Source organism: Pseudomonas sp. CLCA07 (assembly GCF_053615335.1).
Map to the genome: position 1 here is coordinate 274821 of NZ_CM132131.1, position 26925 is coordinate 301745.

Below are 26925 nucleotides of genomic sequence, written 5' to 3' on the forward strand. Positions count from 1 at the left end.
CATGAGCAAGATTGAAAAAGTCCTGGCCACCGGCAAAACCCACACCACCGCCAGCAGCACCGGCCATAACGGCAGCCTTGATATCGCGCTCTCGTCGCCCGGCAACGCCACGCCTGCGCATGTGTTCGCCGCGACCCAGCCGCACCCGACTGCCGAGCAACTGTTCGCCGGTGCCTGGTCGGCCTGCTACACCGCCGCCGTCGGGCTGGTGGCCAATGACATGAACGTGGTGCTGCCGGCGGATTTGTCCGTCGACATCGAAGTCGATGTCGGTCAGACCGGTCAGGATTACTTCCTCCAGGCACGATTGACGCTGCGCGTGCCAGGCCTGGCGGACGACATCGCGAGAACGCTGGCCCACACCGCTGACCAAATCTGCCCGTACTCGAAAGCAACGCGAGGCAACATCGACGTGGACTTGAACGTGCTCACAGCGTGATGTCCGGCGCGGCGGGTTCGAGCTGTTCGACGAGCCCGCCACCTGCCGCTGATCAACTCTGGATTTATCGCTCTTACGACACCATCGCACACGAGGTATATTTCAGCCCTGCGCGACAGCAGTCTTTGACGAATGAGGTGACAGATGAAACCCACCGACCCAGCGGCACCCGCGAGCCACAAGCTCTCTGACTTCCTGTGTTTTGCGGTCTATTCCACCAACCTCGCCTTCGGCAAGGCGTACAAGCCGATCCTCGAAAAGCTCGGCCTGACCTACACGCAATACATCACCATCGTAGCGTTGTGGGAGGAAGATAATCAGACCGTCGGCAGCCTGGGCGAAAAGCTGTTTCTTGAGTCGAATACGCTCACGCCGATCCTGAAAAAGCTCGAAGCAATGGGCTACCTGCAACGCCAGCGCGATCCCGAGGACGAGCGTCAGGTGCGCATCAACCTGACCAAAGAAGGCAAAGCCTTGCGCGAAGGTCGCCCAGAAACGGGCCTCGCCGGCGCAACTGGCCTGACGGCGGACGAGTTCACGCAGATGCAGAAAGCAATCGTGAAGCTGCGAAACAACCTGATCAAATCAATGAATACTGAGGAGTGAAAGCTATGACCACGCAAACCGAAACCGCGATCCTGGCCGGTGGCTGCTTCTGGGGCATGCAGGATTTGATCAGACAAATCCCCGGCGTGCTGTCTACCCAGGTCGGTTACTCGGGCGGTGATGTGCCCAACGCCACTTACCGCAACCATGGCACCCACGCGGAAGCCATCGAGATCATCTTCAATCCGGCGGTGATCAGCTATCGCCAGATCCTGGAGTTCTTCTTCCAGATTCACGACCCTTCGACCGCCAATCGTCAGGGCAACGACATTGGCGCCAGCTACCGCTCGGCGATCTTCTATCTCAACGAAGAACAGCGCGACGTAGCCGAGGACACTGCGGCGGACGTCGATGCGTCCGGTCTTTGGCCTGGCAAGGTGGTGACGGAAATCGTTCCCGCCGGCCCGTTCTGGCAGGCAGAGCCGGAGCATCAGGACTACCTCGAAAAAGTGCCCAATGGCTACACCTGCCATTTCGTCCGGCCGAATTGGAAACTGCCGAAACGCGCGCTCTGAAGTAAAGCCTTGGGTCCCGGCAACGGGACCCAACGTTCATCAGGTATTGGTCTTCAACTTGGTCCACAACCGGGTACTCAACCGTGCGATGGCCGCCGGCAGTTCCTCTACGGTGAACAACTTATCCAGCACACTGTTTGGCGGGTAGATCGCCAGGTCCTGTTTCACGGCGGGCACCACGTACTCATCCGCGGCACTGTTGGGGTTGGCGTAATGAATGCTGTTGCTGATGTTGGCAATCACTTGCGGCTTCAGCAGGTAGTTCATGTAGGTGTAGCCATTCTTCTCGTGGGGTGCGCTCTTGGGCAGGACCACCATGTCGAACCACAGCGTCGAGCCTTCGTCAGGAATCGAATAGGCGATGTTGATACCGTTGTTGGCTTCCTTGGCGCTGGCAGCGGCCTGCACCACATCGCCGTTGAAACCGATCACCGCGCAGACATTGCCGTTCGCCAGGTCGCTGATGTACTTGGAGGCATGAAAATACTGCACGTAAGGCCTGATCTTGAGTAGCGCCTGCTCGGCTTTCTTGTAATCAGCCGGGTCGTGACTGTGAGGCGGCAGACCGAGGTAATTGAGGGTGATCGGCAGGATCTGTGTCGGGTTATCGATAATCGCCACCCCGCATTCACTCAACTTCTTAATGTTGTTTTCATCAAAAAACAGGCTCCACGAGCGGGTGACATCGGTATTTCCGAAGATCGCTTTGATTTTCTCGACGTTGTAGCCAATACCGGCAGTGCCCCACATGTACGGATAGCCATATTGGTTGCCGGGGTCATTGACCTCGAGTTTTTTCATCAACGCCGGGTCCAGGTTTTTCCAGTTGGGCAGTTGGCTTTTGTCGAGCTTCTGAATCGCCCCGGCCTTGATCAGTCGGGACAGGAAATGGTTCGACGGGCTGACCACGTCATAACCGGTGTTACCGGTCATCAACTTGGACTCCAGCACTTCGTTGCTGTCGTGAATATCGTAAGTGGCCTTGATCCCGGTTTCCTTGGTGAAGTTGACCAGGGTGTCGTCGGCGATATAGCCGTTCCAGTTGGAAATATTGACCTGCTCGTCGGCATACGTGGCTGCCGAAAACGTCGTGAGCAGAACCATCAGGGGCATAGTGTTAACGCGCATGTTCAATCACCTTTTTGTTCTTTTGTGGTAACCGGTTTTCTAGATTTCTGACTTTGCCCGGATGGCCTCTACGCGCATCCGCAGCATGGCACCGATGTCGAGCAAGGGGCGCGGCGGCAGCCAGCCGGGTTGGGCCCTGCGCATCACCGAATCGAGCATCGGCGAGTCAACGCCCGACGCCAGTTCGGCGAGCAACCGCCCCCACAGGGTGCCGCGCGCCACGCCGGAACCATTGCAACCGGCGACGGCAAATACGCCCTCTTGCACCTGTGAAAAATACGGTTGCCCGGAGCGCGAGGCGCTCAGGTGTCCGGTCCAGGTGTATTGGATGTCTTGCTCGCCCAGCCAGGGGAAACGTCGTTGCAAGCCGAGCACATGGTGTTGGCGGCGGATCGACAGCTCACTGGCAGACAAATCCCGCGAACGGTATTCCGCCGTGTTGCGGATCATCACCCGACGATCCGGGGTCAGCCGTACTGTGGCGCCCAAGGGACGGGTGGACAGCACGCCCCAAGGTTCGACATTGCCCATCTCGCGAAACTCGGCGTCACTCAACGGCCGCGTGAGACTGGCGCTGAGTTCCATGGCAAACGTGCCGCTGTCCTGGATGCCTGCACGAGGCACAAAGGCGTTCAGGCAGACCAACACCCGTTTCGCCTCGATGCTGCCCTCGACACCGTTGGCCCGCAGACCTCCTTTACCCAGACGTTCGAGGCCGGTGATGTCGGTGTTTTCGTAAACCGTGACCGTCTGGGGCAGCGCATCGAGCAAGCCTTTCACGTACTTCGCCGGTTGCAGCAGCGCGTTGCCATTGCCGCACCAGATGGCCGCGCGGTAATGCCGGGTGCCGAGTTTTTGAGCCAGTTGTTCACCTTCCAGAAACTGCGCAGAAGCCCCGAGTGCCCGCAGCGTTTGCAGCTTGGCCTCGACGTGGGTCAATTTGCCGGGATCGCTGACGGCGAAGAAATAGCCGGAGTCCTTGAAATCGCACTCAATGCCGTGACGCGCAATCATCGTGCGGACTTCCGCGCTGGCGGTGCGTGAAATCGTGGTGTCCACTTCAAACTCGACGAACCCGGCGCTGCCGATCAATTCATCGTTGCCTGGGTGTTCGTGGGCCACTACAAAGCCGGAATTGCGCGCGGAGGCGCCTTGCGCCGCACGCTGGCGGTCGACCACCACGATGCGCGCCTGAGGGTGCAATTGTGCGAGGGCATGGGCGGCACTCAGGCCGGTGATGCCGGCACCGATCACCAGCCAATCGGCTTTTTGCGAACCGCTCAGACGATCACGCGCCGGTACACTTTCGGTTTGCGCGATCCAGCCACATTCATTTTTCATGCATCACCTGCCTTGACTGTCGTTCCGGCCTTCGCATGCAGAAATCGCATAGACGATGATTGATGGTGGCCGTCAGGGCTAGAATCTATTAGGTCTTCGGTGATACAACCAACGTTATAAAATCATTGAGCCATTCTGAAAACGCATGGATAAAATTCGCCACGTTCCTAATCTCCAGGCCTTGCAGGCGCTGGTGGAAGTCGCTGAAGCCGGCAGCTTCACGCAAGCGGCGCATACGCTGTGCCTGACCCAAAGTGCCGTCAGCCGGCAAATCCAGCAATTGGAAAGCCACTTTGGCGTGCCGCTGTTTGTGCGCAGCAGTCGCAGCCTTCGCCTGACACCGGAGGGTGAGTTGGTGCTGGGCAGTGCGCGCACTATCCTTGAGCAATTGAAAACCCTCGAAGATCGGTTGTCCCCGCAAAAACGCCCCTTCCGCATACGCATGCATGTGTCGCTGGCGGTTCGCTGGTTGCTGCCGAAGCTGAGCGACTTCTATCGTCATCATCCGGACATTTCCCTGTCGATCGAGACCGTGGCCACCGAGATTGTCGAGCCGGCCAGCGACAGTGACGCGTACATCCTCTATCTGCCTGAGCCGTCCAGTGATCCTGCGTGCCTGACCTTGTTCGAGGAAGCGCTGATTCCGGTGTGCGCCCCCGGTCTCGGCAGTCCGACCCGGCCACTGGTCTCGGTGGAGGACCTGAGCGGCTTCGCGCTGCTGCATCGTTCGGCGGACAAGCAAGCGTGGATCGACTGGCTGGCAGCCAATGGTGGCCAGTCGCTGGAGGACTACCGCCACATCCCCTTCAACCTCGATGAGTTGGCGCTGGATGCCGCCGCGCGCGGTCTGGGGGTGGCGATGACGGACATGACCCTGGCTGAGGAATCGATCGAGCGTGGTGTGCTCATCGTCCCGTTTGGTCATCCCTTGAAGACCCAAGGTCGCTATTCGCTGAACCTGCAACCCTCGGCCGCGTCTCATCCGGCGTGCGCGCTGATCATGCAATGGTTTGCCGGCCAGGCTGAGGGGATGGCGACCCCATGACCAACACGGTCCCCTGTAGGAGCTGGCTTGCCAGCGAAGACGGCGGCACATCCAGCATCGATGTGACTGACCCACCGCTTTCGCTGGCAAGCCAGCTCCTACAGGGTTATGGGGTGAGCTCAGGGTTGTGGTTGCACCACGCCTCGCTCTTCCAGCAAGCGCACAAACATGGTCAGGCTCTGGGACACCGTGCCTCGGCGCCACACCAGCCAGGTGCGCAAATAACGGAAAGACTCCGATAACGGCCAGATACTCACCGTGGTGCACCCCGGCATGCTCTCCAGCATGCTGCGCGGCATCAACGCCAGGCCGGCACCGGCGCTGACGCAGGCCAGCATGCCGTGATAGGACTCCATTTCGAAGATCTTGCCAGGCACCGCGGCGTCCTTGGTAAACCAGCTCTCGAAGTGGTGCCGGTACGAGCAATTGGAGCGGAAGGCGTAGATGTTTTCGCCGTTCACATCCTGCGCGCGATGGATCGGCGAGTGGTTGAGCGGTGCGATCAGCACCATCTCTTCCTCAAACGCCGGCACACCTTCCAGTGCCGGGTGCAGCACCGGTCCGTCTACAAACGCGGCGGCCAGGCGGCCAGACAACACGCCGTCGATCATGGTCCCCGAAGGGCCGGTGGACAGGTCCAGTTCAACCTTGGCGTGTTTCTGGTTGTAGGCGGCCAGCAGCTCGGGAATACGCACCGCCGCCGTACTCTCCAGTGAACCCAAAGGAAACGAGCCTTGCGGCTCTTCCCCTGCCACGGTGGCGCGGGCTTCCTGAACCAGGTCGAGAATACGCCGGGCATAGTCGAGAAAACTCCAGCCGGCCGGCGACAAACGCAGGCGGCTTTTCTCGCGGATAAACAGGTCCACGCCCAGATCCAGTTCCAGCTGCTTGATCCGCGTCGTCAGGTTGGAGGGCACCCGGTGGATGTGCTGCGCGGCGACGCTGATGCTGCCGTGTTCGGCAACCGCCTTGAAAATTTCCAGCTGAACCAGATCCAAGTCATTCTCCAAACGTGAACGTTATGCTCAGTATTATTCAGTTTCCAGAAAATTAACACCACCGTAACCTGAGCATATTCCCACCCAGCAGGACGGTGCCATGACCAGCGTTTCCAGCCTTACCCATGCGATTTCGATCAACCCGGCCACCGGCGAGCAGATCGGCCATTACCCTTTCGAGTCCGAATCGGCTCTGCAAGCCGCCCTGTCGCGGGCCGCTGGCGGATTTCGCGTCTGGCGTAAAACAGCCGTCGAGCAACGCTCGCAATTGCTGACCGCCCTGGCTCGGGCACTGCGCGACAGTGCCGACAAAATGGCCACCATGATCACCCTGGAAATGGGCAAGCCGATCACCCAGGCCCGCGGCGAAATCGAAAAGTGTGCGCAGCTCTGCGAGTGGTACGCCGAACACGGCCCAGCCATGTTAAACGCCGAACCGACGCTGGTTGAAGGCGGCAAGGCGCGCATTGAATACCGCCCGCTCGGGCCGATTCTGGCGGTGATGCCGTGGAACTTCCCGATCTGGCAAGTGCTGCGTGGTGCTGTTCCAGCGTTGATCGCTGGCAATACCTACGTGCTCAAACATGCACCCAACGTGATGGGTAGTGCTTATCTGCTGCTGGAAGCCTTCAAGAACGCCGATTTCCCTCAAGGTGTTTTTGAAGTGCTGAACGTCACGCCGGAAGGCGTTTCCACGGCGATTGCCGACCCTCGTATCGCGGCAGTGACCCTCACCGGTAGCGTGCGCGCCGGCATGGCCATCGGCGCTCAGGCCGGTGCGGCGCTGAAGAAATGCGTGCTGGAACTGGGCGGTTCCGACCCCTTTATCGTGCTCAACGATGCCGACCTCGATGAAGCGGTCAAAGCCGCCGTCATCGGCCGCTACCAGAACACCGGGCAAGTCTGCGCGGCGGCCAAGCGCTTGATCGTCGAGCAAGGTATTGTCGAAGCATTCACGCGCAAGTTCGTCGAAGCCACGGGCAAACTGGTGGTCGGTGATCCACTGGCCGCCAACACGTACATCGGCCCGATGGCCCGTTTTGACCTGCGTGACGAACTGGATCAACAAGTGCGTGACACCCTGGAAGAAGGCGCAATGTTGTTGATGGGCGGCAAGAAGGCTGAAGGCCCCGGTAACTACTATGAGCCGACCGTGTTTGCCGATGTCACCGATCAGATGACGTCGTTCAAACAGGAATTGTTTGGCCCCGTCGCGTCGATCATCACGGCGCGGGACGCCGCACATGCGCTGGAGCTGGCCAATGACAGTGAGTTCGGCCTGGCTGCAACCATTTTTACGGGCAATGTCGCGCTCGCCCAACAGATGGCCGGCGAACTGGAAACCGGCGGTGTGTTCATCAATGGCTACAGCGCTTCCGACCCGCGCGTGACCTTCGGTGGCGTGAAGAAAAGCGGCTTCGGCCGCGAGCTGTCACACTTCGGGGTCCGCGAGTTCTGCAATGCGCAGACCGTGTGGCTGGACCGTCGCTGATTGCTTGACGGTGCCTGGGAGCTTGGCTCCCAGGCAGCGGTTTTATTCGTGTAAGTAATAGAGCTTGTTAACAATCATCCAGCGCTCGTTGATTTTCAGTAACGACAAATAATCCGTGAAGCTCATGCCAGCATAGTCATCCATCACTTTGGCGGCGGCGGCATCCCCGGTGATATCGACGCTGATCGTTTCCCAGAACGGCTTGACCTCTTTGGGCGCCGGCCCTTCTTCCTTGATCGCGCTGATAAAATCATCCAGCGATAACCATTCCAGCTCGCCATGGTAGTGACCAATGATGCGACAAGCGGGATGAAACGCGTGCCGCAGCAGCACTTCGTCGGCGAACACCATCCCTTCTACGTAATTGCGAATGACAACGCTGATGTGCTCCCTGTCCAGCGATTGAGCAGTCATGACATACCTCCAGCTTTCTCGTCCTCACACCACCGGTGAGGGCTGATCGGTCTAACCTGAAAAGTCTAGCACCGCCATCTAACCCTCGCGGACGGTGACTATGCTGATGGAGGCCACTTCCCCGCAGGAGCTGAAAAATGTCATTGACGCTTTATTACCATCCGCTGTCGTCGTACTGCCACAAAGTGCTGATCGCGCTCTATGAACACGCTACCGACTTCGAAAAACGGATCATTGATCTGGGCGACGCTGCGCAGAAAGCAGAGTTGCAGGCGCTGTGGCCGATCGGCAAATTCCCGGTCATTCGCGATCACACCGGTCAGTTCGACGTGGCGGAGTCCACGATCATCATTGAATACCTGGATCGCTATTTTGCCGGGCAAAAACGGTTGATTCCGGGCGATTGGGACACTGCGTTGGAGGTCCGTCTGTGGGACCGGATCTGCGACAACTATCTTCAGACCCCACTGCAACAAATTGTCCTGGATCGCATCATCGGTGCGAACGGCAATCTGACCCAGCAACGCTCCACGCTACAGACCGTCTACGGCATGCTCGACCGCCAACTGGCGAACGGCACCTGGCTGGCCAGCGCGGATTTCAGCCTGGCCGATTGCGCAGCGGCCCCGGCACTTTTCTATGCCAGTACCCTTGAGCGAATTCCTGAAGAGCATGGCCACTTGAACGCCTATTTCGACAGGCTGATGAACAGGCCGTCGGTACAGCGGGTGATCGACGAAGCACAGCCTTACTTTTCACTCTATCCGTTTGCACAGGACATCCCGCAACGGTTTTACCCGCCAGCCTAACCCACGATATCGATCAACTGCTCGCGCTGCGCCCCCGTGAGCATCGGCCCGAAACCGGCTCCGGCATTGTCCGCCATGTAACGCGGATTGCCGGTGCCGGGGATCACGCAGGTCACCGCCGAATGGGACAGCAGGAACTTCAACGCCAGTTGCGCCCAGCTGTTGACCCCCACTTGCGCGGCCCACCCGGGCAGTGGCTTGCCCTTCAATCGTTCGAGCAAACCACCGCCACCGAAGGGCCGATTGCAGATCACCGCCACACCGCGTTCGCGGCACAGCGGCAGGATGCGTTTCTCGACGCCACGATCATCGAGGGCATAGTTGATCTGCAAAAAATCCACGGGTTCGGCCTTGAGCAGCGCTTCCACTTCCTCGTAGGCCGACGCCGTGTAATGGGTGATGCCGATATAGCGAATGCGTCCTTGTTCCTTCCAATGGCGCAACGTCGGCAAATGGGTTTGCCAGTCCAGCAGGTTGTGGATCTGCATCAGGTCGATGCGGTCGGTTTGCAGCAGGCTGAAGGACTGCTCCATCTGCGCGATGCCTTCCTCGCGGCCACGGGTCCACACCTTGGTGGCGAGAAAGGCTGGCGAGCGCGGCTCATGGATCGACAGCAATTCACCGGTGGTCTGTTCGGCGCGGCCATACATGGGCGAGCAGTCGATGACCGTCCCGCCCTTCTTGAACAAGGCGCTGAGCACCTCCGGCAATTGTTTGTAGGCGGGGCTGGAAGGCTCGACATCAAAACCGCGATACGTGCCCAACCCGACGATGGGCAATGGCTCGTTGCTGGAGGGAATGGCGCGGGTCAGCATGGTCTTGCCTCCTGTTTCCGTCGACGGCGCAGAGGTTGCCAACGCCCGATCGAAGGTGAAAACCGCCGAAGCACCGGCAGCCAGCATGAGTAGTTGTCGACGCGTGTATCCGTCAGTGTGGCTCATCGTATTTGCCTGCGTGGCCCAACCCGGCGTGCCTCGCTACCGTTGAACTAAACTCTGGCACTGATTACGTGTTAGCGGTCCTCAACTCCAGAGCGGTCAATGTCGCCCACTAAAGTTAGTCGAATGTTCAGAACCCTGGCGTTTTCCATCGTCATCATTGCCGCGTTGTACCTGGCGCTGTGTGCGGCGTTGTTCGTGTTTCAGCGCGCCTTGATCTACTTCCCGCAACCCAGTGCCATCGCAACACCCGCTTCGCTGCTGACGCTGACTGTCGAGGACGCGCAGGTGCAGGTTTCAGTCAGGCCACATGACGGCCCGAACGCGCTTATCTACTTTGGTGGTAATGCTGAGGATGTCTCTCGCAACCTGGCCGATTTTTCCCAGGCGTTTCCCGAGCATGCGCTGTACTTAATGCACTACCGAGGGTACGGCGGCAGTACCGGCTCGCCGTCCGAAGAGGCGATTGCGCGCGATGCCCTGACCTTGTTTGACACGGTCTACAACAGCCATCCGAATATTGCAGTGGTCGGTCGCAGCCTGGGTTCGGGCGTTGCCGTGCGCCTGGCCAGCCAACGCCCCACCTCGCGGCTGATTCTGATCACGCCTTACAACAGCCTGGAAAGCCTGGCCAAACAGCGCTTCCCGTTGTTTCCAGTGAAGTGGCTGTTACAGGATCGGTACGAATCGTGGCGATACGCGGCACACATCACGGTGCCGACGTTGTTGATCGCCGCCGGGCATGACGATGTCATACCGCGTTCGAGTACGCAGCAGCTCTACACCCATTTCGCCCCCGGCGTGGCCACGCTGAAGGTGATACCGGACGCGGGTCATAACTCCCTTTCCGACAACCCCGAATACCTCAAGTTACTGGGCGACGGATTATGATCATGAGCTCCTTCATAGACGGCATCGATCATGCGGTAACAGAGAGTGATTGGACTCAACGCCCACATGCTCTTAGCCTGCGCGCGACGCGAAATACCTGAAGGCAGAACTCCATGATCGTCAGACCCAAACCGAACTTCATCAATATCCTCAGCGCGATCAAGGGCTCGATTGCCAAACGGATTGCCTTGCGCAGCCTGATGGTCATGCTGCTGGCTTCGGTTATCGTGCTCATCGAAACGATGCACCCCAGCTACTTTTCCAAAGTCAGCGCAACGCCGTTCACGCTGCTGGGGTTGTCGCTGTCGATCTTCATGAGTTTTCGTAACAACGCCTGCTACGACCGCTGGTACGAAGGCCGCAAAGCCTGGGGCGACGTGATGGTTGCGATTCGTTCGATGATTCGCGAAACCGCGATCATCAAGGACACCGACACGCGAAACGCCATCTTGAGTGACTTGTGCGGATTCGCCCATGCGCTCAAAGCCAAGCTGCGCCAGGAAAACGAACGGGCGGCGAGTGGCCGCTGGCTCGACCCGATCCCCAATGACAACGCGCCTGACTTCAGCGGGAGCATTTTGTTGCAGGTCGGGCAGCAGTGTTCGGCGCTCAGCGAGTCGGGAGTGATCAACGAATGGCGTTACACGATCATGGCCAATCATCTGGCCCACCTGACCCAGGCACAGGCCGCCTGCGAACGGATCAAACACACACCGCTGCCGTTTGCCTACACGTTGTTGTTGCACCGCACCAGTTACCTTTTCTGCTTCTTGCTGCCCTTCGCCATGGCCGAACCCCTGGGCTGGATGACACCGATCTTCACCGCGATTGTCAGCTACACCTTTTTTGGCCTGGATGCGATTGGCGATGATCTGGAGGACCCTTTTGGTCGTGACGAAAACGATCTGCCGCTCGATGCGATCGTGCGCACCATCGAGCGGGAGATCTTGACCGCGATGGGAGAAACGCAGCTACCTCCAGTGCTGGCGCCGGTGGACTTTGTGTTGAGGTGATTTCACATCTGCTGCGCTGGTACATCGATGGCGTGACCGTTGATCCGCAAGTTTTACTTCTGCTCAATAAAAACATATTTTGATGCTTTAATTGATATTGTCGAACAATCCCACGAACAGAGGGTGCCGTGATGAATATCAAAACCTTGGCTTTATTGCTGTTGGCTCTGTGCGCTCAACCCGTCTGGAGCCAGACTCCCCCCGCCACACCACCCGCCGCCGACAGCGCGGCCCTCACCACTCGCCTCGCGCTGCGCGACCTGTGGGTCGAACATATTTTCTGGATCAGAGACTACGTGATTGCCAACCAGGCGGGCGACAAGGCACAAGCCAAAATCGCCGCTGAGCAGGTCGTCGACAACGCCACCAAAATCGCCAACAGCATCGCCCCGCTTTACGGCCAGCCTGCCGCCGATCAGCTGCTTAAACTGCTGGCCGGTCACTGGGCCGCGGTGAAACACTACAGCGACGCCACCGTCGCCAAAGATGCGAAAGGCAAGCAGGCCGCCGTTGCCGAATTGACCAGCAATGCCAAGGCCATCGCGGCTTTCCTGGCCAAAGCCAACCCCAACTTGCCTGAAAGCACATTGGTCACCATGCTGTCGGCCCACGGCGGACACCATGTCAGTCAGATCGATCAAATCGCCGCGCATGACTATGCTGGCGAAGCCAGCACCTGGCACATGATGCGCGTTCATATACAGGCGTTGGCCGACGCACTGACGGCGGCACTGGTCAAACAGTTCCCGGACAAATTCTGAAACCGAGCGAGGACACGTCATGCTTGAAGGACTGGGCCGCACCCAACAGGACTTGCTCAATGCGCTGCTGCACCATGCGAACGGCATGAGCATTGACGAGCTGGCGGAGCAATTGGCCGTCACCCGCACCGCGATTCGCCAGCACTTGGCGGCGCTGGAGGGTTCCGGTCTGGTCCTGCGCGGGGACACGCGCCCGACAGGTCGGCGTCCGGAGCAGCTGTATCGGCTCACCGAACATGCGAAGGAACTGTTCCCCCGTCAGTATCAACTGCTGGCTAGCGTCCTGATCGACGAAGTGGCCGACATCATCGGCCCCGAGGCGCTCGCGTCGCTGATGCGCAGCATGGGTCGCAAACTGGCGCTGGACCGTGAGCAACAAGTGGTGGACGAAGCCAAAATCGTGCAGCACATGAATCAGGCCGGGTACGAAGCCGAAGTGATCTTTCGCAGCTCGGGCGACAAGGAAATCGTCGCGCACAATTGCGTGTTCCACCGCCTCGCCGCCGCTCATCCAGTGGTGTGCGAGCTGGACCTGGCCTTGATTGGCGCCTTGGGCGGTGGTGAGGTCGACCATACGGAATGCATGGTCCGGGGCGGCAATGTCTGCCGGTTCAAACTGCGGCCGATTGAGCATAAGGATGACGAAGACTGACTCACCGCATAGTCCCCTGTAGGAGCTGGCTTGCCAGCGAAAGCGGCATGTCAGTCAACATTTATATCGACTGATCCACCGCTTTCGCTGGCAAGCCAGCTCCTACAAGGGACGGCGGCGGGCTGGCGTTTTTGGGCACGTAACGCGATGGCCAACGCCAGGACGATCAGCCCGGCGGCAACCAAAAACGTGACCCGCATGCCATTGCCGGCAAACACCGCGCCCATCGCCGAGGCGCCGGTGATCAACCCCAGATTGCGCGACAGGCTGAGCAACCCGGCGATCACACCCCGCTGATCCGCGCTGACGCCCGTCATGATCAAGGTGTTGTTGGCCGCCAGAAACAACGCATAACTGGCGGTGATCACCGCGATAGGCGCGATATAGCCGGGAATACCGAAACCCGCCGGCATGATCGACAACGCCCCAGCGCCGAGCGCCATGGTGGAGAGCCCGAACACAGTCATGCGCTGCGCGCCAAAACGGTCCACCAGCCGACCGGCTGGAACGCCGGCCAGCGCCGCCACCAGCGGGCCGACTGACAAGATCAGCCCGACCAGCGCCGCGTTCAGCCCCAGCGTACCCGAGAGATAGAACGGCCCGACCACCAGCGTTGCCATCATCACCGTCAACACCAACGCGCTCATCGCCAGGCTTGCACTCAGTCCACGTTCACGCAATAGCGCCAGCCTGATCAAGGGCGATCTGGACGTCGCCTCTACAAACAGGAAAATCCCGGCGCCGACACCCGCGACCAGCAGCAAACCCCAATTACCCAACGTCATGGCCAACGCATACGTACCGAGCGTCAGCGCCAACAGCAGCATCCCCGGAAAATCGAATCCACCCCGCCGAGCCGCAGGCCGACCCGCCGGTAGGCAGCGATACGCGAGCACAAAATTCAAAACGCCCAACGGCACGTTGACCAGAAAAATCGCCTGCCAACCAAAACCGGACATCAACACGCCACCCAGGGATGGACCGAGCGTGGTGCCCATCGCCGACATCGTGCCGAGCAAGCCCATGGCGCTGCCGGTCTGCGCCTTCGGCACCGTGTCCCCGACAAGTGCCACGGTCAGCGCCAACAGGATCGCCGCGCCAAGGCCCTGCACCGCGCGGGCGGCGACCAGCCACCCCAACGAAGGCGCGAGCCCACAGGCGAGTGAGGCCAGGGTAAAAATCACGATGCCGCTCAACAACAAGCGTTTGCGACCGACCAGGTCTCCGAGTCGTCCGACGCTGACAATCAACGTCGTGATCGCCAGCAGATAAGCCAGGACAATCCACTGCACGTCTTCAAATGCTGCGCCAAAGGCCTGAACCAATGTCGGCAATCCGGCATTGGCAATGCTGGTATCGAGGGAAGGCATCAACATCGACAGTGAAAGGCTGGCGAGCGCCCAACGGACCGGGGCGGATGGCGTAAGGGTTTTCATGGAGGTGGCCGCTTCTGCAAGGTTGGCTTTCAGCGTATTCCCACGGCTGACATGGCGGAAGACGCACCGTTTGCACTTGATACCTGCACACAACGCCATGCCACCGCAAACTCGTGCTAACGTTCAGCCATGACCACGCCCGATCTGAACCTGCTGATTACCCTCGATGCCCTGCTCGCCGAAGGCAGCGTGGCGCGCGCCGCCCAGCGCTTGCGCCTGAGCCCGTCGGCGATGAGCCGAGCGCTGGCGCGTTTGCGTGAAACCACCGGCGACCCGTTGCTGGTGCGCGCCGGCCGTGGGCTGGTGCCGACGCCTCGAGCGCTTGAATTGCGCGAGCAGGTCAGCCAACTGGTCCAGCACGCCGAAGCGGTGTTGCGCCCTGCCGAGCAACTCGACCTCCAGCACTTGGTTCGCACCTTCACCCTGCGCACCAGCGACGGCTTTGTCGAAAATTTCGGCCCGGCGCTGATTGCTCGCTTCAGCGCGGAAGCGCCCGGAGTGCGCCTGAAGTTCGTGCAGAAACTCAACAAGGACAGCGCGCTGCTGCGTGACGGAACGGTCGATCTGGAAACCGGCGTGGTGGGCGACACCACCAGCCCCGAAGTGCGCACCCGCGCGTTGTTCCAGGATCGCTTTATCGGTGTGGTGCGCGCCGGGCATGGCTTGAGCGACGGCGAGATCACACCTGCCCGTTACGCCGCTGGCCGGCACATCCTGGTCTCGCGACGCGGGCGGGACAGCGGGCCGATGGATGATGCCTTGAAATCATTGGGACTGGAGCGAGACATCGTCACCATCGTTGGCGGTTTCTCGGCCGCACTGGCACTGGCCCGCGCCTCGGACCTGATCGCGACCGTACCTGAGCGACATACTCAAAACCTGCGCGCCGGTTTGCACAGCTTCCCCCTGCCAATCCCGACGCCACCGATCACGATCTCCATGCTCTGGCATCCGCGCATGGATGCGGACTCGGCGCATCGGTGGTTACGCGAATGTGTTCGCGAGGTGTGTGCATCGGCAAACTGATTTTTGCGGCACCCGGGTCTAGACTTCAATCCTTGCCGATATGGTCTGCTGATGTGAGCAAAAGTCATGAGCGACAAAGACGATCTGCGCAAATACTCCTCTCAAGTCATCGACGGCGTCGAAGCCGCGCCCGCACGCGCCATGCTGCGCGCCGTGGGCTTCACCGATGCCGACTTCAAAAAGCCGCAGATCGGTATCGCGTCCACCTGGGCCATGGTCACGCCGTGCAACATGCACATCGACAAGCTCGCCCTTGAGGCCGAAAAAGGCGCCAACGCGGCCGGCGCCAAAGGCGTCATTTTCAACACCATCACCATTTCCGACGGCATCGCCAATGGCACCGAAGGCATGAAGTACTCGCTGGTGTCGCGCGAGGTGATCGCCGATTCGATTGAGGTGGTGGTCGGTTGCGAAGGCTTTGACGGCCTGGTGACCTTAGGCGGCTGTGACAAGAACATGCCGGGCTGCCTGATCGGCATGGCGCGCCTCAATCGCCCGTCGATCTTTGTGTACGGCGGCACCATCCGCCCGGGCGCCGGCCATACCGACATCATTTCCGTGTTCGAGGCCGTGGGGCAGCATGCGCGGGGGGATATCAGCGAGATCCAGGTCAAACAGATCGAAGAAGTGGCGATTCCCGGCCCCGGTTCCTGCGGCGGGATGTACACGGCCAATACCATGGCCTCAGCCATTGAAGCGCTGGGCATGAGCCTGCCTGGTTCCAGTTCTCAGGACGCGGTTGGCAGCGATAAGGCGTCAGACAGTTTCCGCGCCGGTCAGCAGGTCATGGAGTTGCTCAAGCTGGACCTCAAACCCCGCGACATCATGACCCGCAAAGCCTTTGAAAACGCAATTCGCGTGGTCATCGCCCTCGCCGGCTCGACCAACGCGGTGCTGCACTTGCTGGCCATGGCGAATGCCGTGGATGTCGACTTGACGCTGGACGACTTCGTCGAGCTGGGCAAGGTGTCGCCTGTCGTCGCCGACCTGCGCCCCAGCGGCAAATACATGATGAGCGAACTGGTGGCCATTGGCGGCATCCAGCCACTGATGAAACGCATGCTCGACGCCGGCATGTTGCATGGTGACGTGCTGACGGTCACCGGCAAGACCCTGGCTGAAAACCTGAAAGACGTACCCGATTACCCCGAAGGCCAGGACGTGATCCTGCCCTTCGACAAGCCGATCAAAAAGGACTCGCACCTGGTGGTGTTGCGCGGCAACCTCTCGCCTACCGGTGCCGTGGCCAAAATCACTGGCAAGGAAGGCCTGCGCTTTGAAGGCACGGCCCGGGTTTATCACGGTGAAGAAGGTGCGTTGGCGGGGATTCTCAATGGCGAGGTCAAGGCCGGCGACGTCATCGTGATCCGCTATGAAGGGCCCAAGGGTGGACCGGGCATGCGCGAAATGCTCTCACCGACGTCGGCGGTCATGGGCAAGGGGCTGGGCAAAGATGTTGCGTTGATCACTGACGGCCGCTTCTCCGGCGGCTCGCACGGTTTTGTTGTGGGGCATATCACGCCGGAAGCCTTTGAAGGCGGGCCGATTGCGTTGATTGAAGATGGCGACAAAATCACCATCGACGCCGAAACCCGGCAGATTACAGTGGATGTTTCCGATGCAGTGTTGGCCGAGCGTAAGAGCCGTTGGGTGCGGCCGGAATCCAAATACAAGCGCGGGGTGTTGGCGAAGTATGCGAAGACCGTGTCGAGTGCTTCGGAAGGGGCTGTGACGGATAAATACCTCTAAGACATCAGCTCTAAGACATCAGAGGCAACCTGTAAGACCGTTCGAGTACGGCGGTACATATCCAATCGCTATTAGACCGACTATCCGAAGAAAGTCTGGGTTTGTATAGACGACTAAAATTTACTGGGGGAATCACTTCAACGCGCCTTTGTAAGGCAGGAGGTTCTACGATGAAAATCGTATCTTCGCTGGCGTTGATGGTAGCGGCAGGATGCATCTCCGTGGCTGTAGCAACCCCGAAGCAGATCGACGCCGTTCCCTTGAACGCAACTACTTACAATGCCGGGCATATCGCTCAGGCCGTTCTAACCCCCTTGAACAGTAGCGAAACGGAGCTCTCATTGTTCGTGGGTGGTGTACCCGATGGCACTTTGGTTCCGGCGCACTTGTATACCTATGTCTACTCGGGAAGCTGTGCCAAGCATGAGCCGAAACCGGCCTATTCACTCAACAGAGTCATTACTGACAACTTCAATGAAACAGAAGGAATCCATCTCCAGAAGACTGTGCCTCTGCCTTATGACACGCTGCGTTCCGGCCATTACTCGCTGGTGGTGCGCGATAGCCCGGCCGATGGCAATCACGATATTTTCTGCGGTGAACTTATCTAAAAACCTCTCCCCGCTTCCACGCAACAGCGTGGGAGCGGGAAGGCGTGCCGGCCAGATGCCTGCCATTGAAATCCGTCAGAGCCGAAACCGATCCACCGACTGCGATAGCTTGCCCGCCAGACTCGACAGATCATCGGTCGTCGACGCGGTCCGCCCGATCACCTTGCTGTTGCCTTCCGACATTCCGGCAATCATGTCCACCTGATGGGCGATTTCGTTACTGGCCAGGCTTTGTTCGCCGATGGTGCGGGTAATGTCGTTGACCAGTTGCGTGGTGTTGAGCGTCGCTTCGAGGATTTGACGAATCGCGCGCTCGACATCGGCGGTCACTGCCATGCCTTTGTCGACCTGCGCCACGCCGGCTTCCATGCTGGTCACCGCCTCACGGGTGCTTTGCTGGATGCGCGCGACCATGCTGGCAATTTCCTGGGTGGAGGCGCTGGTGCGGCCAGCAAGGCTGCGCACTTCATCGGCGACCACGGCAAAGCCACGGCCCTGCTCGCCGGCACGGGCGGCTTCGATGGCGGCGTTCAACGCGAGCAGGTTGGTCTGATCGGCGATGCCCTTGATCACCTGAATGATGTTGAAAATCCCTTCGGACTCCTTGTCCAGCGTGCGGATCACTTGAGCCGACTGCTGCGCGGAACGGGCAATGCCGTCCATGTCCTGGACGACCTGATGGATTACACGGCCGCCATCCTTGGCCAGTGACTCGGCTTGATTGGCCATGTCCAGTGCACGTTCAGCGTGGCGGGTGATTTCCTCAATGCTTGCGGTCATTTCACTGGCGGCAGCGGCCATGGTGCTGGCGGCGGCGCTTTGCTGCTGGCTGCTGTCGGCGACCTGGTGGCAACCGCTGCTCAATTGATCGCTCATGCCGCTGACACCGTGAGCGTTGCTGCGCACCACCTCGATCATGCCGCGCAAGTCGCGCTGCATGGTCGCCAGGCTGCGGATCAATGCGCTGGCTTCGTCTTTTTGCGTCGGTTCGGCAATCGGTTCGCTCAAATTGCCGTGGGCGATGCTTTGGGCAATACGGCTGGCGGTCTGCAGTGGCCCGATGATGCTCAGTATCACCCAGCGTCCCTGAACGAGCAGCAACACCAGGCTGGCGACCAGCACAATGCCGAGGGTGAAGTTGGCGCTCTGGATGGCTTGCGCAGTGCCTTGGCTGGTCTGCTGCGTGTTGGTTTCGATCAACTCGCTGAGGGCCGCCATCTGGTCTTCCAGTTGGCTGAACACGGTATTGAAGGCGCCCAACTCTTTCTGCGCCGCTTCGGGATTTTCCAGCCCCAGGCCGACGATGCGCTCGGCCGCGCTGATGTAGGTGTCGAGGCTCGGTTTGACCTTGTTCAGTGCAACTTTGAGGGTGTCGTTGACCGGCAGCTTGAGGTTTTCGCCCAGCACTTTGCGAAAATGCTGCGCATGCTCCTCGATGGAACTGTGCACCTCGGCTTTGCTGCTGGTGCTTTTGCCCAGGCCCACCAACATCGCCGACAGCACATCGGCGCGCAGGGCGTCGTGCATCATGTCGGCTTCGAGGTGATTGCGCAGCGCGGTCATGCTGACCTCGTTCTCATTCGCCGCTTCAGCCATCTGCGTATTTCCCACGTAACTGACCAGGCTTACGATCAGCGCGGTGAGCACACTGGTGCCAATCAGCAAGAGTAAACGGAGTTTTATCGACACGGTGGAGCCCTCTGTTGCCACGTCGGCGTTATGAAAACGCTATCGACCGCGGCCGCCACATGTTTAACGCCGGACCGGGACTTTTAGCCATTTGCGACATGCGGTAGGCAAAGCCGCTCTTTTTGCGCCTCGCCCTCCTGAACCTAGTGTGCAAACCCCAGTCTTACTCCCGCCGTGAATTCCCATTACCACCCTCCTCTTATCAGAGCTGTCCGCCTCATGCACCCGACCGTCCTCGCTTTGCGCTGCGCCTCGCTGTGTTTCTTGCCTGTACTTGCTCTATCCGCCGCCCCCGCTCATGCCAATGGCGAACGCCAACTGGTAGCGGCGATCAACGACTATCGTGCCCACCCGCAACGTTGCGACAGACGCCCGGCCCAGCGTCTGGCACCGCTGGCGCTGAACTCTAGCCTGGCGCTGCCGATCGGCTATGGCGGCGGTTTGCGCGAACGGCTGAAAGATTCCGGCTATTCAGCGGTGGCGGTACGCAGCATTCGGGTGGTCGGCGCACAGGATGCCGATGAAGCCTTCGATAGGCTGCAGGACGATTACTGCGGGGCGCTGCTGGACGGCCAGTACGCCGACATTGGCGTCAGTCGCTCCAGGACCGAATGGCAAGTGGTGCTGGCAAGGCCGGTGCTCGACAGCCAGATCGGCGATTCGCGAGCCGTCAGCAAAGCATTGTTGGCACAGGTCAACGCAGCACGGTCCAAACCACGGATGTGTGGCGGCCAGCGCTTCGCCGCCGCGCGACCACTTGGCTGGAACCCCGCTCTCGGCGCTGCCGCACAAGGGCACAGTAAGGCCATGGCCTACGGCAATTACTTCGCACACCAGGACCCCGACGGTGATATGCCAGCGGATCGAGCGAGGGCTGCAGGCTTTCGCGGTAGGCAGATCGGCGAAAACATCGCCGCCGGGCAGAGTTCACCGAGCAAGGCCATGGCAGGATGGCTGGCCAGCCCTGGGCATTGTGCGAATTTGATGAACCCGATGTTTACTCAAGTCGGCGCAGGCTATGCGGCGCAAGCGCGCAGTGATAAAGGGGTGTATTGGACGATGGTGTTTGGGGCGCAATGACCGCGATCACGCCTAATGCCGATCAGTTAAGCAATTTATGCGGCAATGCAATTTTTGTAGCAGCTGGCGAAGCCTGCGTTCGGCTGCGCAGCAGTCGCGAAATCAGACGATGCAGTGTTTCAGGAAGACCGCAAACTCAGGTTTTACGACTGCTGCGCAGCCGAACGCAGGCTTCGCCAGCTGCTACGGATCGCGTTATGGCTTAACTGATCGGCCTTACGCGCTCATGCCTTCTTTAGTTTGATAAGGAACATCACCCACAGACTGACACAGGCGCCGGCGACCGCCAGCGCCATGTCTTTCTGCGAATCCCACGGGTCGTTTTGTGCACCGATAAACGCGCGTGAAGTGTCGTCTCCCAGATACGCCCCGCCGATCCATTCCACCAGTTCATACATGGCCGACGTCGACAGCATGATGTTCAACGCGATAAAAACCACCCAGAAACCCCGCAATGGGGTTAGTCGCAACAGCACTTCCCGCACGGGATAAACCATAAACAGCCCGTAACTCAAATGGACCAGTCGATCAAAATGATTGCGATGCAGCCCGAGTGCCTTGTTGAGGCCGACCCCGGTCAAGGCTGAGCACCAACGGTCATAAGGCACTTCGGCATAGGTGTAGTGAGCACCCAATTCATGAATACACAGGAACACGAAAATCAGGGTGATGGACACAGCAGACAAACGAAACCAGGGTGCGACCGCCACCAACGTGCCGACGAGCAACAGCGCCAACAGGTTTTCCAGCGCCCAATCGATCCGGCTGTGCGGCGAATAGCCCAGCACCACGGCGATCAATACCAGCAGACTCAACAACGTCAGGTCGTATCGCGCATCTGCCTTGGGCTGCATGCTCTGGTCTCCTGGCCTGACGCGTTTCCTTCCAGCCTCAGGGTGATTCGGGTTTTCGACACTCCGGGCAAATGATGTCCCTACAAATCAAATTGATTCGCGTGGGCGGCAGGGGTTCCGAACTCGTGGCGGCCGGCGGGCAATCTCAAGGGCTGCCGCAAAAGCTTTTGCCTATGAGCCCCGAATACTCCACCTATTAGCTGACTTGCGGATAGGCGTCTAACCTTATCCCTGCGCTGGCGTCAGCCAGCCGGATTTGAGCTGATAAGGAGACAGGAATTGAGTCAGAAACATGACTAAGCCTGCCGTGGGCCACCGTGATTGCACCTCGTTTTCTGCTGTACCGATTTCCGTGTAATCAAAACAATCAGTGAATCGAACTGCTGGCCCAGCAGCCTGTGTCATTGCTTTCGCTCGTCGCTATTTAGAGCCCACAACGGGCCGGATAGCCCGGATGATCACGACCAAAGGTAGCTCGCACATGGCAAATGAATCGAAATGCCCGTTTAACCACGCCGCTGGCGGTGGCACGACGAACCGCGATTGGTGGCCGAACCAACTGAATCTGAAAATCCTGCACCAGCACTCATCCCTGTCCGATCCCCTGGACGAGGGTTTCAACTACACCGAAGCGTACAAAAAACTGGACTTTGCAGCGGTCAAACGAGACCTCACGGCGTTGATGACCGATTCGCAAGACTGGTGGCCAGCGGACTTTGGTCACTATGGGCCACTCTTCATTCGCATGGCCTGGCACGCCGCAGGCACCTATCGTACCGGTGACGGTCGGGGTGGCGCTGGCTCGGGTCAGCAACGCTTTGCGCCGCTCAACAGCTGGCCAGACAACGTCAGCCTCGACAAGGCGCGCCGGCTGCTCTGGCCGATCAAGCAAAAATACGGTCGCAACATTTCCTGGGCTGACCTGATCGTGCTTACCGGCAACGTTGCACTGGAGTCGATGGGCTTTAAAACGTTTGGTTTTTCCGGTGGTCGTCCGGACGTTTGGGAGCCGGACGAAGACGTTTACTGGGGCGCAGAAAAAAAATGGCTGGGCGGCGATATCCGCTACGGTAAAGAAAACCAGGAGAGCCGCACCGAACAGGGCCGCAATCTGGAAAACCCGCTCGGCGCCGTGCAAATGGGCCTCATCTACGTCAACCCCGAGGGCCCTGAAGGCAATCCGGATCCCGTCGCTGCAGCCACGGACATCCGTGAAACCTTCGCCCGCATGGCGATGAATGACGAAGAAACCGTGGCGCTGATCGCTGGCGGCCACGCGTTCGGTAAAACCCACGGCGCCGGACCTGCCGACAATGTCGGTGCCGAGCCCGAAGCTGCTGGTCTCGAACAGCAAGGCTTGGGCTGGAAAAGCAGTTTTGGTACCGGCAAAGGCGCGGACACCATTACCAGCGGCCTGGAAGTGACCTGGACCAACACGCCGACAAAATGGAGCAACAACTACCTGGAAAACCTGTTCGGCTTCGACTGGGAACTGAGCAAAAGCCCAGCCGGGGCACATCAGTGGGTCGCAAAAAACGGCGCCGGTGCCGGCACCATTCCGGATGCCCACGACCCGTCCAAACGGCGTAATCCCACCATGCTGACCACGGACCTGTCCCTGCGCTTCGACCCGATCTATGAGCCGATTTCTCGACGCTTCCTGGCCAATCCCGATCAACTGGCCGACGCCTTCGCCCGCGCATGGTTCAAGCTGATCCACCGCGACATGGGCCCCCTCTCCCGCTACCTCGGCCCGGAATTGCCAAACGAAGAACTGCTGTGGCAAGACCCTATCCCGGCGGTTGATCATCCCTTGGTTAACGACAGCGACGTCGCTGCACTCAAGGGCAAAATCCTCGCTTCTGGCCTGTCGGTCTCGCAGTTGGTATCGACGGCTTGGGCAGCCGCTTCCACCTTCCGCGGCTCCGACAAACGCGGCGGCGCCAACGGCGGACGCCTGCGTCTGGCACCGCAGAAATCCTGGCAAGCCAACCAACCTGAGCAACTTGCGAAAGTATTGGCGAAACTCGAAAGCATCCAGAGCGAGTTCAACGCCGGCGGCAAGAAAATCTCGCTGGCCGATCTGATCGTGCTAGCCGGTAACGCTGGCGTCGAACAGGCGGCAAAAAATGCCGGCCAAACCGTCACAGTGCCGTTCACGCCAGGACGGACGGACGCGACGCAAGAGCAAACGGACGTGGTTTCCTTCGGCTTCCTCGAACCGATTGCCGATGGCTTCCGCAACTACCTGAAAACCCGCTACCGCGTACCGGCCGAGCAACTGTTGATTGACAAGGCGCAACTGCTGACGCTCACCGCGCCAGAAATGACCGCGCTTATCGGTGGCCTGCGCGTGCTGAACACCAACGTCGGACAAACCCGACACGGCGTCTTCACCCAACAACCGGAAGCGCTGACCAACGACTTCTTCACCAACCTGCTCGACATGGGCGTGGAATGGAAACCCACCTCCGAGGCTGCTGAAGAGTTTGAAGGACGTGATCGCAAAACCGGCGCAGTGAAATGGACCGGGACGCGTGTGGATCTGGTTTTTGGTTCGAATGCGCAATTGCGGGCGCTGGCTGAGGTTTATGCGAGCAGTGACGCGAAGGAGAAGTTTGTTAAAGACTTCGTGGCGGCATGGACCAAGGTGATGAACCTGGATCGGTTTGATGTGAAGTGATGCGATTGTTGAATCTGTGAGGCATTGAATGGACCACCTCGACCCGGTTGTACGGGTTGGGGTGGCCCAATATGCCCCCCCCCCTCCAGGTCAAACTCGAAAAAAGTCTTTTAGCTTGGTATGGGCGTGTTGACGCAACATGGTGCCGATGAAGGCAACGTCGATTGAACCCGGATTATCGCTACGTGCGCGACCTGTTGCAGGACGGCTACATCGGGGAACTGCGTTCAGTGCGGCTGCATATCAGCGTTGAATATTTCCAGCGCGAGCGCAAAGCAGCACTGCACTTCACCACTCCACCGGAGAACTTCTCCAGCCTGCTCTCCATCTATGGCAGTCATTATTTCGATGCGGTGCTGCCTACGCCAAGGATGTGCGCGACGGTACCCACCTGGCACCTACCTTGGCAGATGCCATGCGCATGCATGAATTGCTCGATGCCATCGAGGTCTCCAACCGCGACGGCGTGCGCCTGAAGCTACCGGCGTAAGCAATCAGATGCGCAAGTGCGCACTCATGTAGTCAATAAAAACGCGTAACTTGGGCGAGGCATAACGGCTGGCTGGCCACAGCATCCAGAAGACGACCTGGCGGTCTATGTAATCGTCCAGCACAGTGACCAACTGGCCACTTTCCAGCGCTTTGTGCACCAGGAAAGCCGGCAGAAAGGCAATCCCCCTGCCCTGGATTGCGGAGTAGGCAAGAGGCTCGATCGTGTTCGACGTCATCGTGGCGGGCAGCACCAATTCAGCCTCGGATGCTTCGAGCCGTAGCGGCCAACGCTCCAGCTTTCCCGTCGCGGGGAATTTGTGCTGCAGGCATGAATGGCGTTCCAGTTCACGCGGATTAGCGGGTACACCATGCCGCTTGAGATACGTCGGCGACGCTACCAGCACATGTGCACAGGAACCGAGGCGGCGCGCGGTCAAGCGAGAGTCGGTTTGCTCGCCGGTCCGAATCACCGCGTCGAACCCTTCCTCGATCACATCGACCATGCGGTCGCAAAAATCGATATCCAGTTCGACTTCCGGATACTGCTCCATGAACCCGTCAAAGGCCGGCATCATCAGGTCGCCCAGTAGAGGTGTGCCCACGCGAAGCCGCCCACGTGGACTGCCAGCCAGGCCTGACAGCTCGGACTCGGCAGCGGTGACTTCGCTGAGGATGCGGCGGCAGCGCTCAAGGAACAGAGTCCCCTCGGCCGTCAGCGTGATGCTGCGTGTGCTGCGATGAAACAGCCGCACATGCAAGCGCTCCTCCATTCGAGCGATGGTTTTGCCCACTGTCGAGGACGACACCCCCAACTGGCGGGCGGACTCGGTAAAGCTGCGCGTTTCGGCAACCTGCACGAACGTTGAGATGCCATTCAGACTTTCCATCACTTTTCCTGCCTGCTCCGGTAGAACCCCACCAACAAGGCGGGATTACGGAAAAAACATCCGAAATGTTCGGCATCGCGGGATATTTTTCTCCGCGAACGTTACGCCTACATTGCGCCCATCCCACCACTGATAGGTATCGATGTCATGTCCAAACTGCATACGAGCATCCAGATAGGCCCATACCAGATTTCCCATCGCGTCGTTCTGGCGCCACTTACCCGCATGCGTGCCGAGCCGGGCGCCATCCCTGGCCAGTTGATGGCCGAGTATTACGCCCAACGTACCACCGCCGGTGGCCTGCTGATCGGCGAAGCCACTATCGCCGCAGCCAATGGTAATGGCTACCTCGGTGCTCCCGGTCTGTATGACGACAGCCAGATCGCCGGCTGGAAGCTCGTGACCGACGCCGTTCATGCCAAGGGTGGCAAAATCTTTCTGCAGCTCTATCATGCGGGGCGCCAGTCCAATAGCCTCCTGCAGCCGGGCGGCGCCCAGCCCGTGGCCCCTTCCGTCGTGGAGCACGGCGGCCTTGCCTTCACCGAGACCGGCTGGACCCCCGGCAGCCCGCCGCGCGAACTGACCATCGCGGAAATCCGCGGGCTGGTAGACAGCTTCCGCGCCGCGGCCGAACGCGGTATCGCAGCCGGATTCGACGGCGTGGAATTGCACTCGGCCAACGGCTACCTGTTCGATCAATTCCTCCAGGACGGCAGCAACAAACGTACGGATATCTACGGTGGCTCGTTCGAGAACCGCAGCCGGTTCCTGCTGGAAGCGGTAGAGGCGGTGATCTCCGTCTGGGGCAGCAATCGAGTGGCGGTGCGTCTGGGGCCGAGCGGCAATTTCGGTGATATGTCCGACAGCGACCCCATTGGCCTGTTCACCTATGTCGCGCGCGAACTGAACAAGCTGGACCTCGCCTATCTGCACCTGATCGAGCCACGCATCCTGGGTCTCGTCGAAGACGAGCGCCGGGACCAGAATCCGGTGGCGTCCCAACTCATCCGCCAGCACTACAAGGGCACCCTTATCGCGGCGGGCGGCTTCTCCGGTGAATCGGCCAACGCGATCCTCGAGGCCGGCGATGCAGACCTGGTCGCGTTCGGCCGCCACTTCATCGCCAACCCTGACTTGCCAGAGCGCCTGCGCAACGGCTGGCCGCTGAACCCGTACGACCGCGAGTCGTTCTTCGGCGGCACGCAAGTGGGTTACACGGACTATCCTTTCCACACTGAAGTTGCGTGATAATTTTCACCACTGGTAACTGGGGTCATAGTGCCCCAGCTACCTCCCCGCAAAAAAATCAATCACCCAAGCAGCGATGCGCCAGCTTACTGCCCCGTTTCACCGTAGCTTCTTCCAGCGGACTCAAG

At 59.6% G+C, this 26925-nt stretch carries 26 protein-coding genes and 1 pseudogene; 17 read left to right on the top strand and 10 right to left on the bottom strand.

The features are described 5' to 3' along the window. Window position 1: 1 nt before the first annotated feature. The 3 genes from ACWGZX_RS01320 (at window position 2) to msrA (ending at window position 1560) form a co-directional block, all read left to right on the top strand. A complete protein-coding gene (locus ACWGZX_RS01320) occupies window positions 2–439 on the top strand; it encodes an Ohr family peroxiredoxin (protein ID WP_452626963.1) in 438 nt (145 codons plus the stop codon). A gap of 144 nt (window positions 440–583) precedes the next feature. After that, window positions 584–1045 (top strand): MarR family winged helix-turn-helix transcriptional regulator, encoded by a 462-nt coding sequence (locus tag ACWGZX_RS01325; protein WP_223511237.1) that lies wholly within the window; start codon window positions 584–586, stop codon window positions 1043–1045. A 5-nt stretch (window positions 1046–1050) separates the two neighbouring features. Beyond that, window positions 1051–1560 carry a peptide-methionine (S)-S-oxide reductase MsrA gene (msrA, locus tag ACWGZX_RS01330; protein ID WP_452626964.1) on the top strand — a complete coding sequence of 170 codons (510 nt, stop codon included), beginning with the start codon at window positions 1051–1053 and terminating at the stop codon, window positions 1558–1560. Window positions 1561–1599: 39 nt separating this feature from the next. On the opposite strand, the gene ACWGZX_RS01335 is transcribed toward msrA, so the two are convergent. Then, on the bottom strand, window positions 1600–2688 hold the full coding sequence (locus ACWGZX_RS01335; RefSeq protein WP_452626965.1) for a polyamine ABC transporter substrate-binding protein: 1089 nt from the start codon (window positions 2686–2688) through the stop codon (window positions 1600–1602). 39 nt (window positions 2689–2727) lie between these two features. After that, on the bottom strand, window positions 2728–4029 hold the full coding sequence (locus ACWGZX_RS01340) for an NAD(P)/FAD-dependent oxidoreductase (protein WP_452626966.1): 1302 nt from the start codon (window positions 4027–4029) through the stop codon (window positions 2728–2730). A gap of 145 nt (window positions 4030–4174) precedes the next feature. On the opposite strand from ACWGZX_RS01340, the gene ACWGZX_RS01345 reads away from it, so the two are divergent. Further along, window positions 4175–5074, top strand: a complete 900-nt coding sequence (locus ACWGZX_RS01345) for a LysR family transcriptional regulator (RefSeq protein WP_452626967.1) — start codon at window positions 4175–4177, stop codon at window positions 5072–5074. A gap of 119 nt (window positions 5075–5193) precedes the next feature. On the opposite strand, the gene ptrR is transcribed toward ACWGZX_RS01345, so the two are convergent. Then, window positions 5194–6072, bottom strand: coding sequence for a putrescine utilization regulator PtrR (gene ptrR / locus ACWGZX_RS01350; RefSeq protein ID WP_452626968.1), 879 nt, complete (start codon window positions 6070–6072; stop codon window positions 5194–5196). A 100-nt stretch (window positions 6073–6172) separates the two neighbouring features. On the opposite strand from ptrR, the gene ACWGZX_RS01355 reads away from it, so the two are divergent. Continuing rightward, complete coding sequence (locus tag ACWGZX_RS01355; protein ID WP_452626969.1) at window positions 6173–7564, top strand: aldehyde dehydrogenase family protein; 1392 nt, start codon at window positions 6173–6175, stop codon at window positions 7562–7564. Between the two features lie 42 nt (window positions 7565–7606). Here ACWGZX_RS01355 and ACWGZX_RS01360 read toward each other — a convergent pair whose 3' ends face one another. After that, on the bottom strand, window positions 7607–7978 hold the full coding sequence (locus tag ACWGZX_RS01360) for a nuclear transport factor 2 family protein (RefSeq protein WP_452626970.1): 372 nt from the start codon (window positions 7976–7978) through the stop codon (window positions 7607–7609). 137 nt (window positions 7979–8115) lie between these two features. Here ACWGZX_RS01360 and ACWGZX_RS01365 point away from each other — a divergent pair, with 137 nt between their 5' ends. Next, window positions 8116–8787: a glutathione S-transferase family protein gene (locus tag ACWGZX_RS01365; protein WP_452626971.1), complete on the top strand. Its 672-nt coding sequence runs from the start codon at window positions 8116–8118 to the stop codon at window positions 8785–8787. Here the strand turns inward: ACWGZX_RS01365 and ACWGZX_RS01370 are convergent. Beyond that, window positions 8784–9728, bottom strand: coding sequence for an aldo/keto reductase (locus ACWGZX_RS01370; RefSeq protein ID WP_452626972.1), 945 nt, complete (start codon window positions 9726–9728; stop codon window positions 8784–8786). The genes ACWGZX_RS01365 and ACWGZX_RS01370 overlap by 4 nt on opposite strands. Before the next feature lie 99 nt (window positions 9729–9827). Between ACWGZX_RS01370 and ACWGZX_RS01375 the strand changes: the two genes are divergently transcribed. The 4 genes from ACWGZX_RS01375 (at window position 9828) to ACWGZX_RS01390 (ending at window position 13042) form a co-directional block, all read left to right on the top strand. Continuing rightward, window positions 9828–10616: an alpha/beta hydrolase gene (locus ACWGZX_RS01375; RefSeq protein ID WP_452626973.1), complete on the top strand. Its 789-nt coding sequence runs from the start codon at window positions 9828–9830 to the stop codon at window positions 10614–10616. A 113-nt stretch (window positions 10617–10729) separates the two neighbouring features. Further along, a complete protein-coding gene (locus ACWGZX_RS01380; RefSeq protein ID WP_452626974.1) occupies window positions 10730–11629 on the top strand; it encodes a bestrophin family protein in 900 nt (299 codons plus the stop codon). Between the two features lie 131 nt (window positions 11630–11760). Next, on the top strand, window positions 11761–12390 hold the full coding sequence (locus tag ACWGZX_RS01385) for a hypothetical protein (protein WP_223511252.1): 630 nt from the start codon (window positions 11761–11763) through the stop codon (window positions 12388–12390). A 19-nt stretch (window positions 12391–12409) separates the two neighbouring features. Continuing rightward, window positions 12410–13042 carry a helix-turn-helix transcriptional regulator gene (locus tag ACWGZX_RS01390; RefSeq protein ID WP_452626975.1) on the top strand — a complete coding sequence of 211 codons (633 nt, stop codon included), beginning with the start codon at window positions 12410–12412 and terminating at the stop codon, window positions 13040–13042. A 50-nt stretch (window positions 13043–13092) separates the two neighbouring features. On the opposite strand, the gene ACWGZX_RS01395 is transcribed toward ACWGZX_RS01390, so the two are convergent. Next, the gene (locus ACWGZX_RS01395; RefSeq protein ID WP_452626976.1) at window positions 13093–14478 is read right to left on the bottom strand and encodes an MFS transporter; all 1386 of its coding nucleotides are present in this window, start codon (window positions 14476–14478) and stop codon (window positions 13093–13095) included. Between the two features lie 129 nt (window positions 14479–14607). Here ACWGZX_RS01395 and ACWGZX_RS01400 point away from each other — a divergent pair, with 129 nt between their 5' ends. From ACWGZX_RS01400 to ACWGZX_RS01410, 3 genes are all read left to right on the top strand, one after another. Then, entirely contained in the window at window positions 14608–15504 is an 897-nt protein-coding gene (locus ACWGZX_RS01400) for a LysR family transcriptional regulator (protein WP_452626977.1), read from the top strand. 66 nt (window positions 15505–15570) lie between these two features. Beyond that, window positions 15571–17253, top strand: a complete 1683-nt coding sequence (gene ilvD, locus ACWGZX_RS01405; protein WP_452626978.1) for a dihydroxy-acid dehydratase — start codon at window positions 15571–15573, stop codon at window positions 17251–17253. A 170-nt stretch (window positions 17254–17423) separates the two neighbouring features. After that, window positions 17424–17864 carry a hypothetical protein gene (locus tag ACWGZX_RS01410; RefSeq protein WP_452626979.1) on the top strand — a complete coding sequence of 147 codons (441 nt, stop codon included), beginning with the start codon at window positions 17424–17426 and terminating at the stop codon, window positions 17862–17864. 75 nt (window positions 17865–17939) lie between these two features. Here the strand turns inward: ACWGZX_RS01410 and ACWGZX_RS01415 are convergent, their stop codons facing one another. Both ACWGZX_RS01415 and ACWGZX_RS01420 read right to left on the bottom strand, forming a co-directional pair. After that, the gene (locus tag ACWGZX_RS01415; RefSeq protein WP_452628946.1) at window positions 17940–18803 is read right to left on the bottom strand and encodes a methyl-accepting chemotaxis protein; all 864 of its coding nucleotides are present in this window, start codon (window positions 18801–18803) and stop codon (window positions 17940–17942) included. Window positions 18804–18845: 42 nt separating this feature from the next. Next, a pseudogene (locus tag ACWGZX_RS01420) lies at window positions 18846–19574 on the bottom strand (MCP four helix bundle domain-containing protein); the annotation flags it as partial. 198 nt (window positions 19575–19772) lie between these two features. Here ACWGZX_RS01420 and ACWGZX_RS01425 point away from each other — a divergent pair. Continuing rightward, the gene (locus tag ACWGZX_RS01425; protein ID WP_452626980.1) at window positions 19773–20633 is read left to right on the top strand and encodes a CAP domain-containing protein; all 861 of its coding nucleotides are present in this window, start codon (window positions 19773–19775) and stop codon (window positions 20631–20633) included. Window positions 20634–20857: 224 nt separating this feature from the next. Here ACWGZX_RS01425 and ACWGZX_RS01430 read toward each other — a convergent pair whose 3' ends face one another. Beyond that, complete coding sequence (locus ACWGZX_RS01430; RefSeq protein ID WP_452626981.1) at window positions 20858–21487, bottom strand: DUF2238 domain-containing protein; 630 nt, start codon at window positions 21485–21487, stop codon at window positions 20858–20860. A gap of 481 nt (window positions 21488–21968) precedes the next feature. On the opposite strand from ACWGZX_RS01430, the gene katG reads away from it, so the two are divergent. Next, window positions 21969–24170 carry a catalase/peroxidase HPI gene (gene katG / locus ACWGZX_RS01435; RefSeq protein ID WP_452626982.1) on the top strand — a complete coding sequence of 734 codons (2202 nt, stop codon included), beginning with the start codon at window positions 21969–21971 and terminating at the stop codon, window positions 24168–24170. Between the two features lie 164 nt (window positions 24171–24334). Next, a complete protein-coding gene (locus ACWGZX_RS01440) occupies window positions 24335–24646 on the top strand; it encodes a hypothetical protein (protein WP_452626983.1) in 312 nt (103 codons plus the stop codon). 18 nt (window positions 24647–24664) lie between these two features. On the opposite strand, the gene ACWGZX_RS01445 is transcribed toward ACWGZX_RS01440, so the two are convergent. Next, window positions 24665–25549, bottom strand: coding sequence for a LysR family transcriptional regulator (locus ACWGZX_RS01445; protein ID WP_452626984.1), 885 nt, complete (start codon window positions 25547–25549; stop codon window positions 24665–24667). A 147-nt stretch (window positions 25550–25696) separates the two neighbouring features. Here ACWGZX_RS01445 and ACWGZX_RS01450 point away from each other — a divergent pair, with 147 nt between their 5' ends. After that, a complete protein-coding gene (locus ACWGZX_RS01450; protein WP_452626985.1) occupies window positions 25697–26797 on the top strand; it encodes an alkene reductase in 1101 nt (366 codons plus the stop codon). Window positions 26798–26925: the final 128 nt, after the last annotated feature.

Bases quoted from the DNA above. Each gene is read 5' to 3' on its own strand.
- ACWGZX_RS01430 (WP_452626981.1), bottom strand. From the start codon at position 21,487: ATGCAGCCCAAGGCAGATGCGCGATACGACCTGACGTTGTTGAGTCTG.
- ACWGZX_RS01355 (WP_452626969.1), top strand. From the start codon at position 6,173: ATGACCAGCGTTTCCAGCCTTACCCATGCGATTTCGATCAACCCGGCC.
- ACWGZX_RS01445 (WP_452626984.1), bottom strand. From the start codon at position 25,549: ATGGAAAGTCTGAATGGCATCTCAACGTTCGTGCAGGTTGCCGAAACG.
- ACWGZX_RS01360 (WP_452626970.1), bottom strand. From the start codon at position 7,978: ATGACTGCTCAATCGCTGGACAGGGAGCACATCAGCGTTGTCATTCGC.
- ACWGZX_RS01345 (WP_452626967.1), top strand. From the start codon at position 4,175: ATGGATAAAATTCGCCACGTTCCTAATCTCCAGGCCTTGCAGGCGCTG.
- ACWGZX_RS01375 (WP_452626973.1), top strand. From the start codon at position 9,828: ATGTCGCCCACTAAAGTTAGTCGAATGTTCAGAACCCTGGCGTTTTCC.
- ACWGZX_RS01340 (WP_452626966.1), bottom strand. From the start codon at position 4,029: ATGAAAAATGAATGTGGCTGGATCGCGCAAACCGAAAGTGTACCGGCG.
- msrA (WP_452626964.1), top strand. From the start codon at position 1,051: ATGACCACGCAAACCGAAACCGCGATCCTGGCCGGTGGCTGCTTCTGG.
- ACWGZX_RS01325 (WP_223511237.1), top strand. From the start codon at position 584: ATGAAACCCACCGACCCAGCGGCACCCGCGAGCCACAAGCTCTCTGAC.
- ACWGZX_RS01390 (WP_452626975.1), top strand. From the start codon at position 12,410: ATGCTTGAAGGACTGGGCCGCACCCAACAGGACTTGCTCAATGCGCTG.
- ACWGZX_RS01370 (WP_452626972.1), bottom strand. From the start codon at position 9,728: ATGAGCCACACTGACGGATACACGCGTCGACAACTACTCATGCTGGCT.
- ACWGZX_RS01365 (WP_452626971.1), top strand. From the start codon at position 8,116: ATGTCATTGACGCTTTATTACCATCCGCTGTCGTCGTACTGCCACAAA.
- ACWGZX_RS01385 (WP_223511252.1), top strand. From the start codon at position 11,761: ATGAATATCAAAACCTTGGCTTTATTGCTGTTGGCTCTGTGCGCTCAA.
- ACWGZX_RS01450 (WP_452626985.1), top strand. From the start codon at position 25,697: ATGTCCAAACTGCATACGAGCATCCAGATAGGCCCATACCAGATTTCC.
- ACWGZX_RS01425 (WP_452626980.1), top strand. From the start codon at position 19,773: ATGCACCCGACCGTCCTCGCTTTGCGCTGCGCCTCGCTGTGTTTCTTG.
- ACWGZX_RS01415 (WP_452628946.1), bottom strand. From the start codon at position 18,803: ATGCAGCGCGACTTGCGCGGCATGATCGAGGTGGTGCGCAGCAACGCT.
- ACWGZX_RS01395 (WP_452626976.1), bottom strand. From the start codon at position 14,478: ATGAAAACCCTTACGCCATCCGCCCCGGTCCGTTGGGCGCTCGCCAGC.
- ilvD (WP_452626978.1), top strand. From the start codon at position 15,571: ATGAGCGACAAAGACGATCTGCGCAAATACTCCTCTCAAGTCATCGAC.
- ACWGZX_RS01380 (WP_452626974.1), top strand. From the start codon at position 10,730: ATGATCGTCAGACCCAAACCGAACTTCATCAATATCCTCAGCGCGATC.
- ACWGZX_RS01410 (WP_452626979.1), top strand. From the start codon at position 17,424: ATGAAAATCGTATCTTCGCTGGCGTTGATGGTAGCGGCAGGATGCATC.
- ACWGZX_RS01335 (WP_452626965.1), bottom strand. From the start codon at position 2,688: ATGCGCGTTAACACTATGCCCCTGATGGTTCTGCTCACGACGTTTTCG.
- katG (WP_452626982.1), top strand. From the start codon at position 21,969: ATGGCAAATGAATCGAAATGCCCGTTTAACCACGCCGCTGGCGGTGGC.
- ACWGZX_RS01400 (WP_452626977.1), top strand. From the start codon at position 14,608: ATGACCACGCCCGATCTGAACCTGCTGATTACCCTCGATGCCCTGCTC.
- ACWGZX_RS01320 (WP_452626963.1), top strand. From the start codon at position 2: ATGAGCAAGATTGAAAAAGTCCTGGCCACCGGCAAAACCCACACCACC.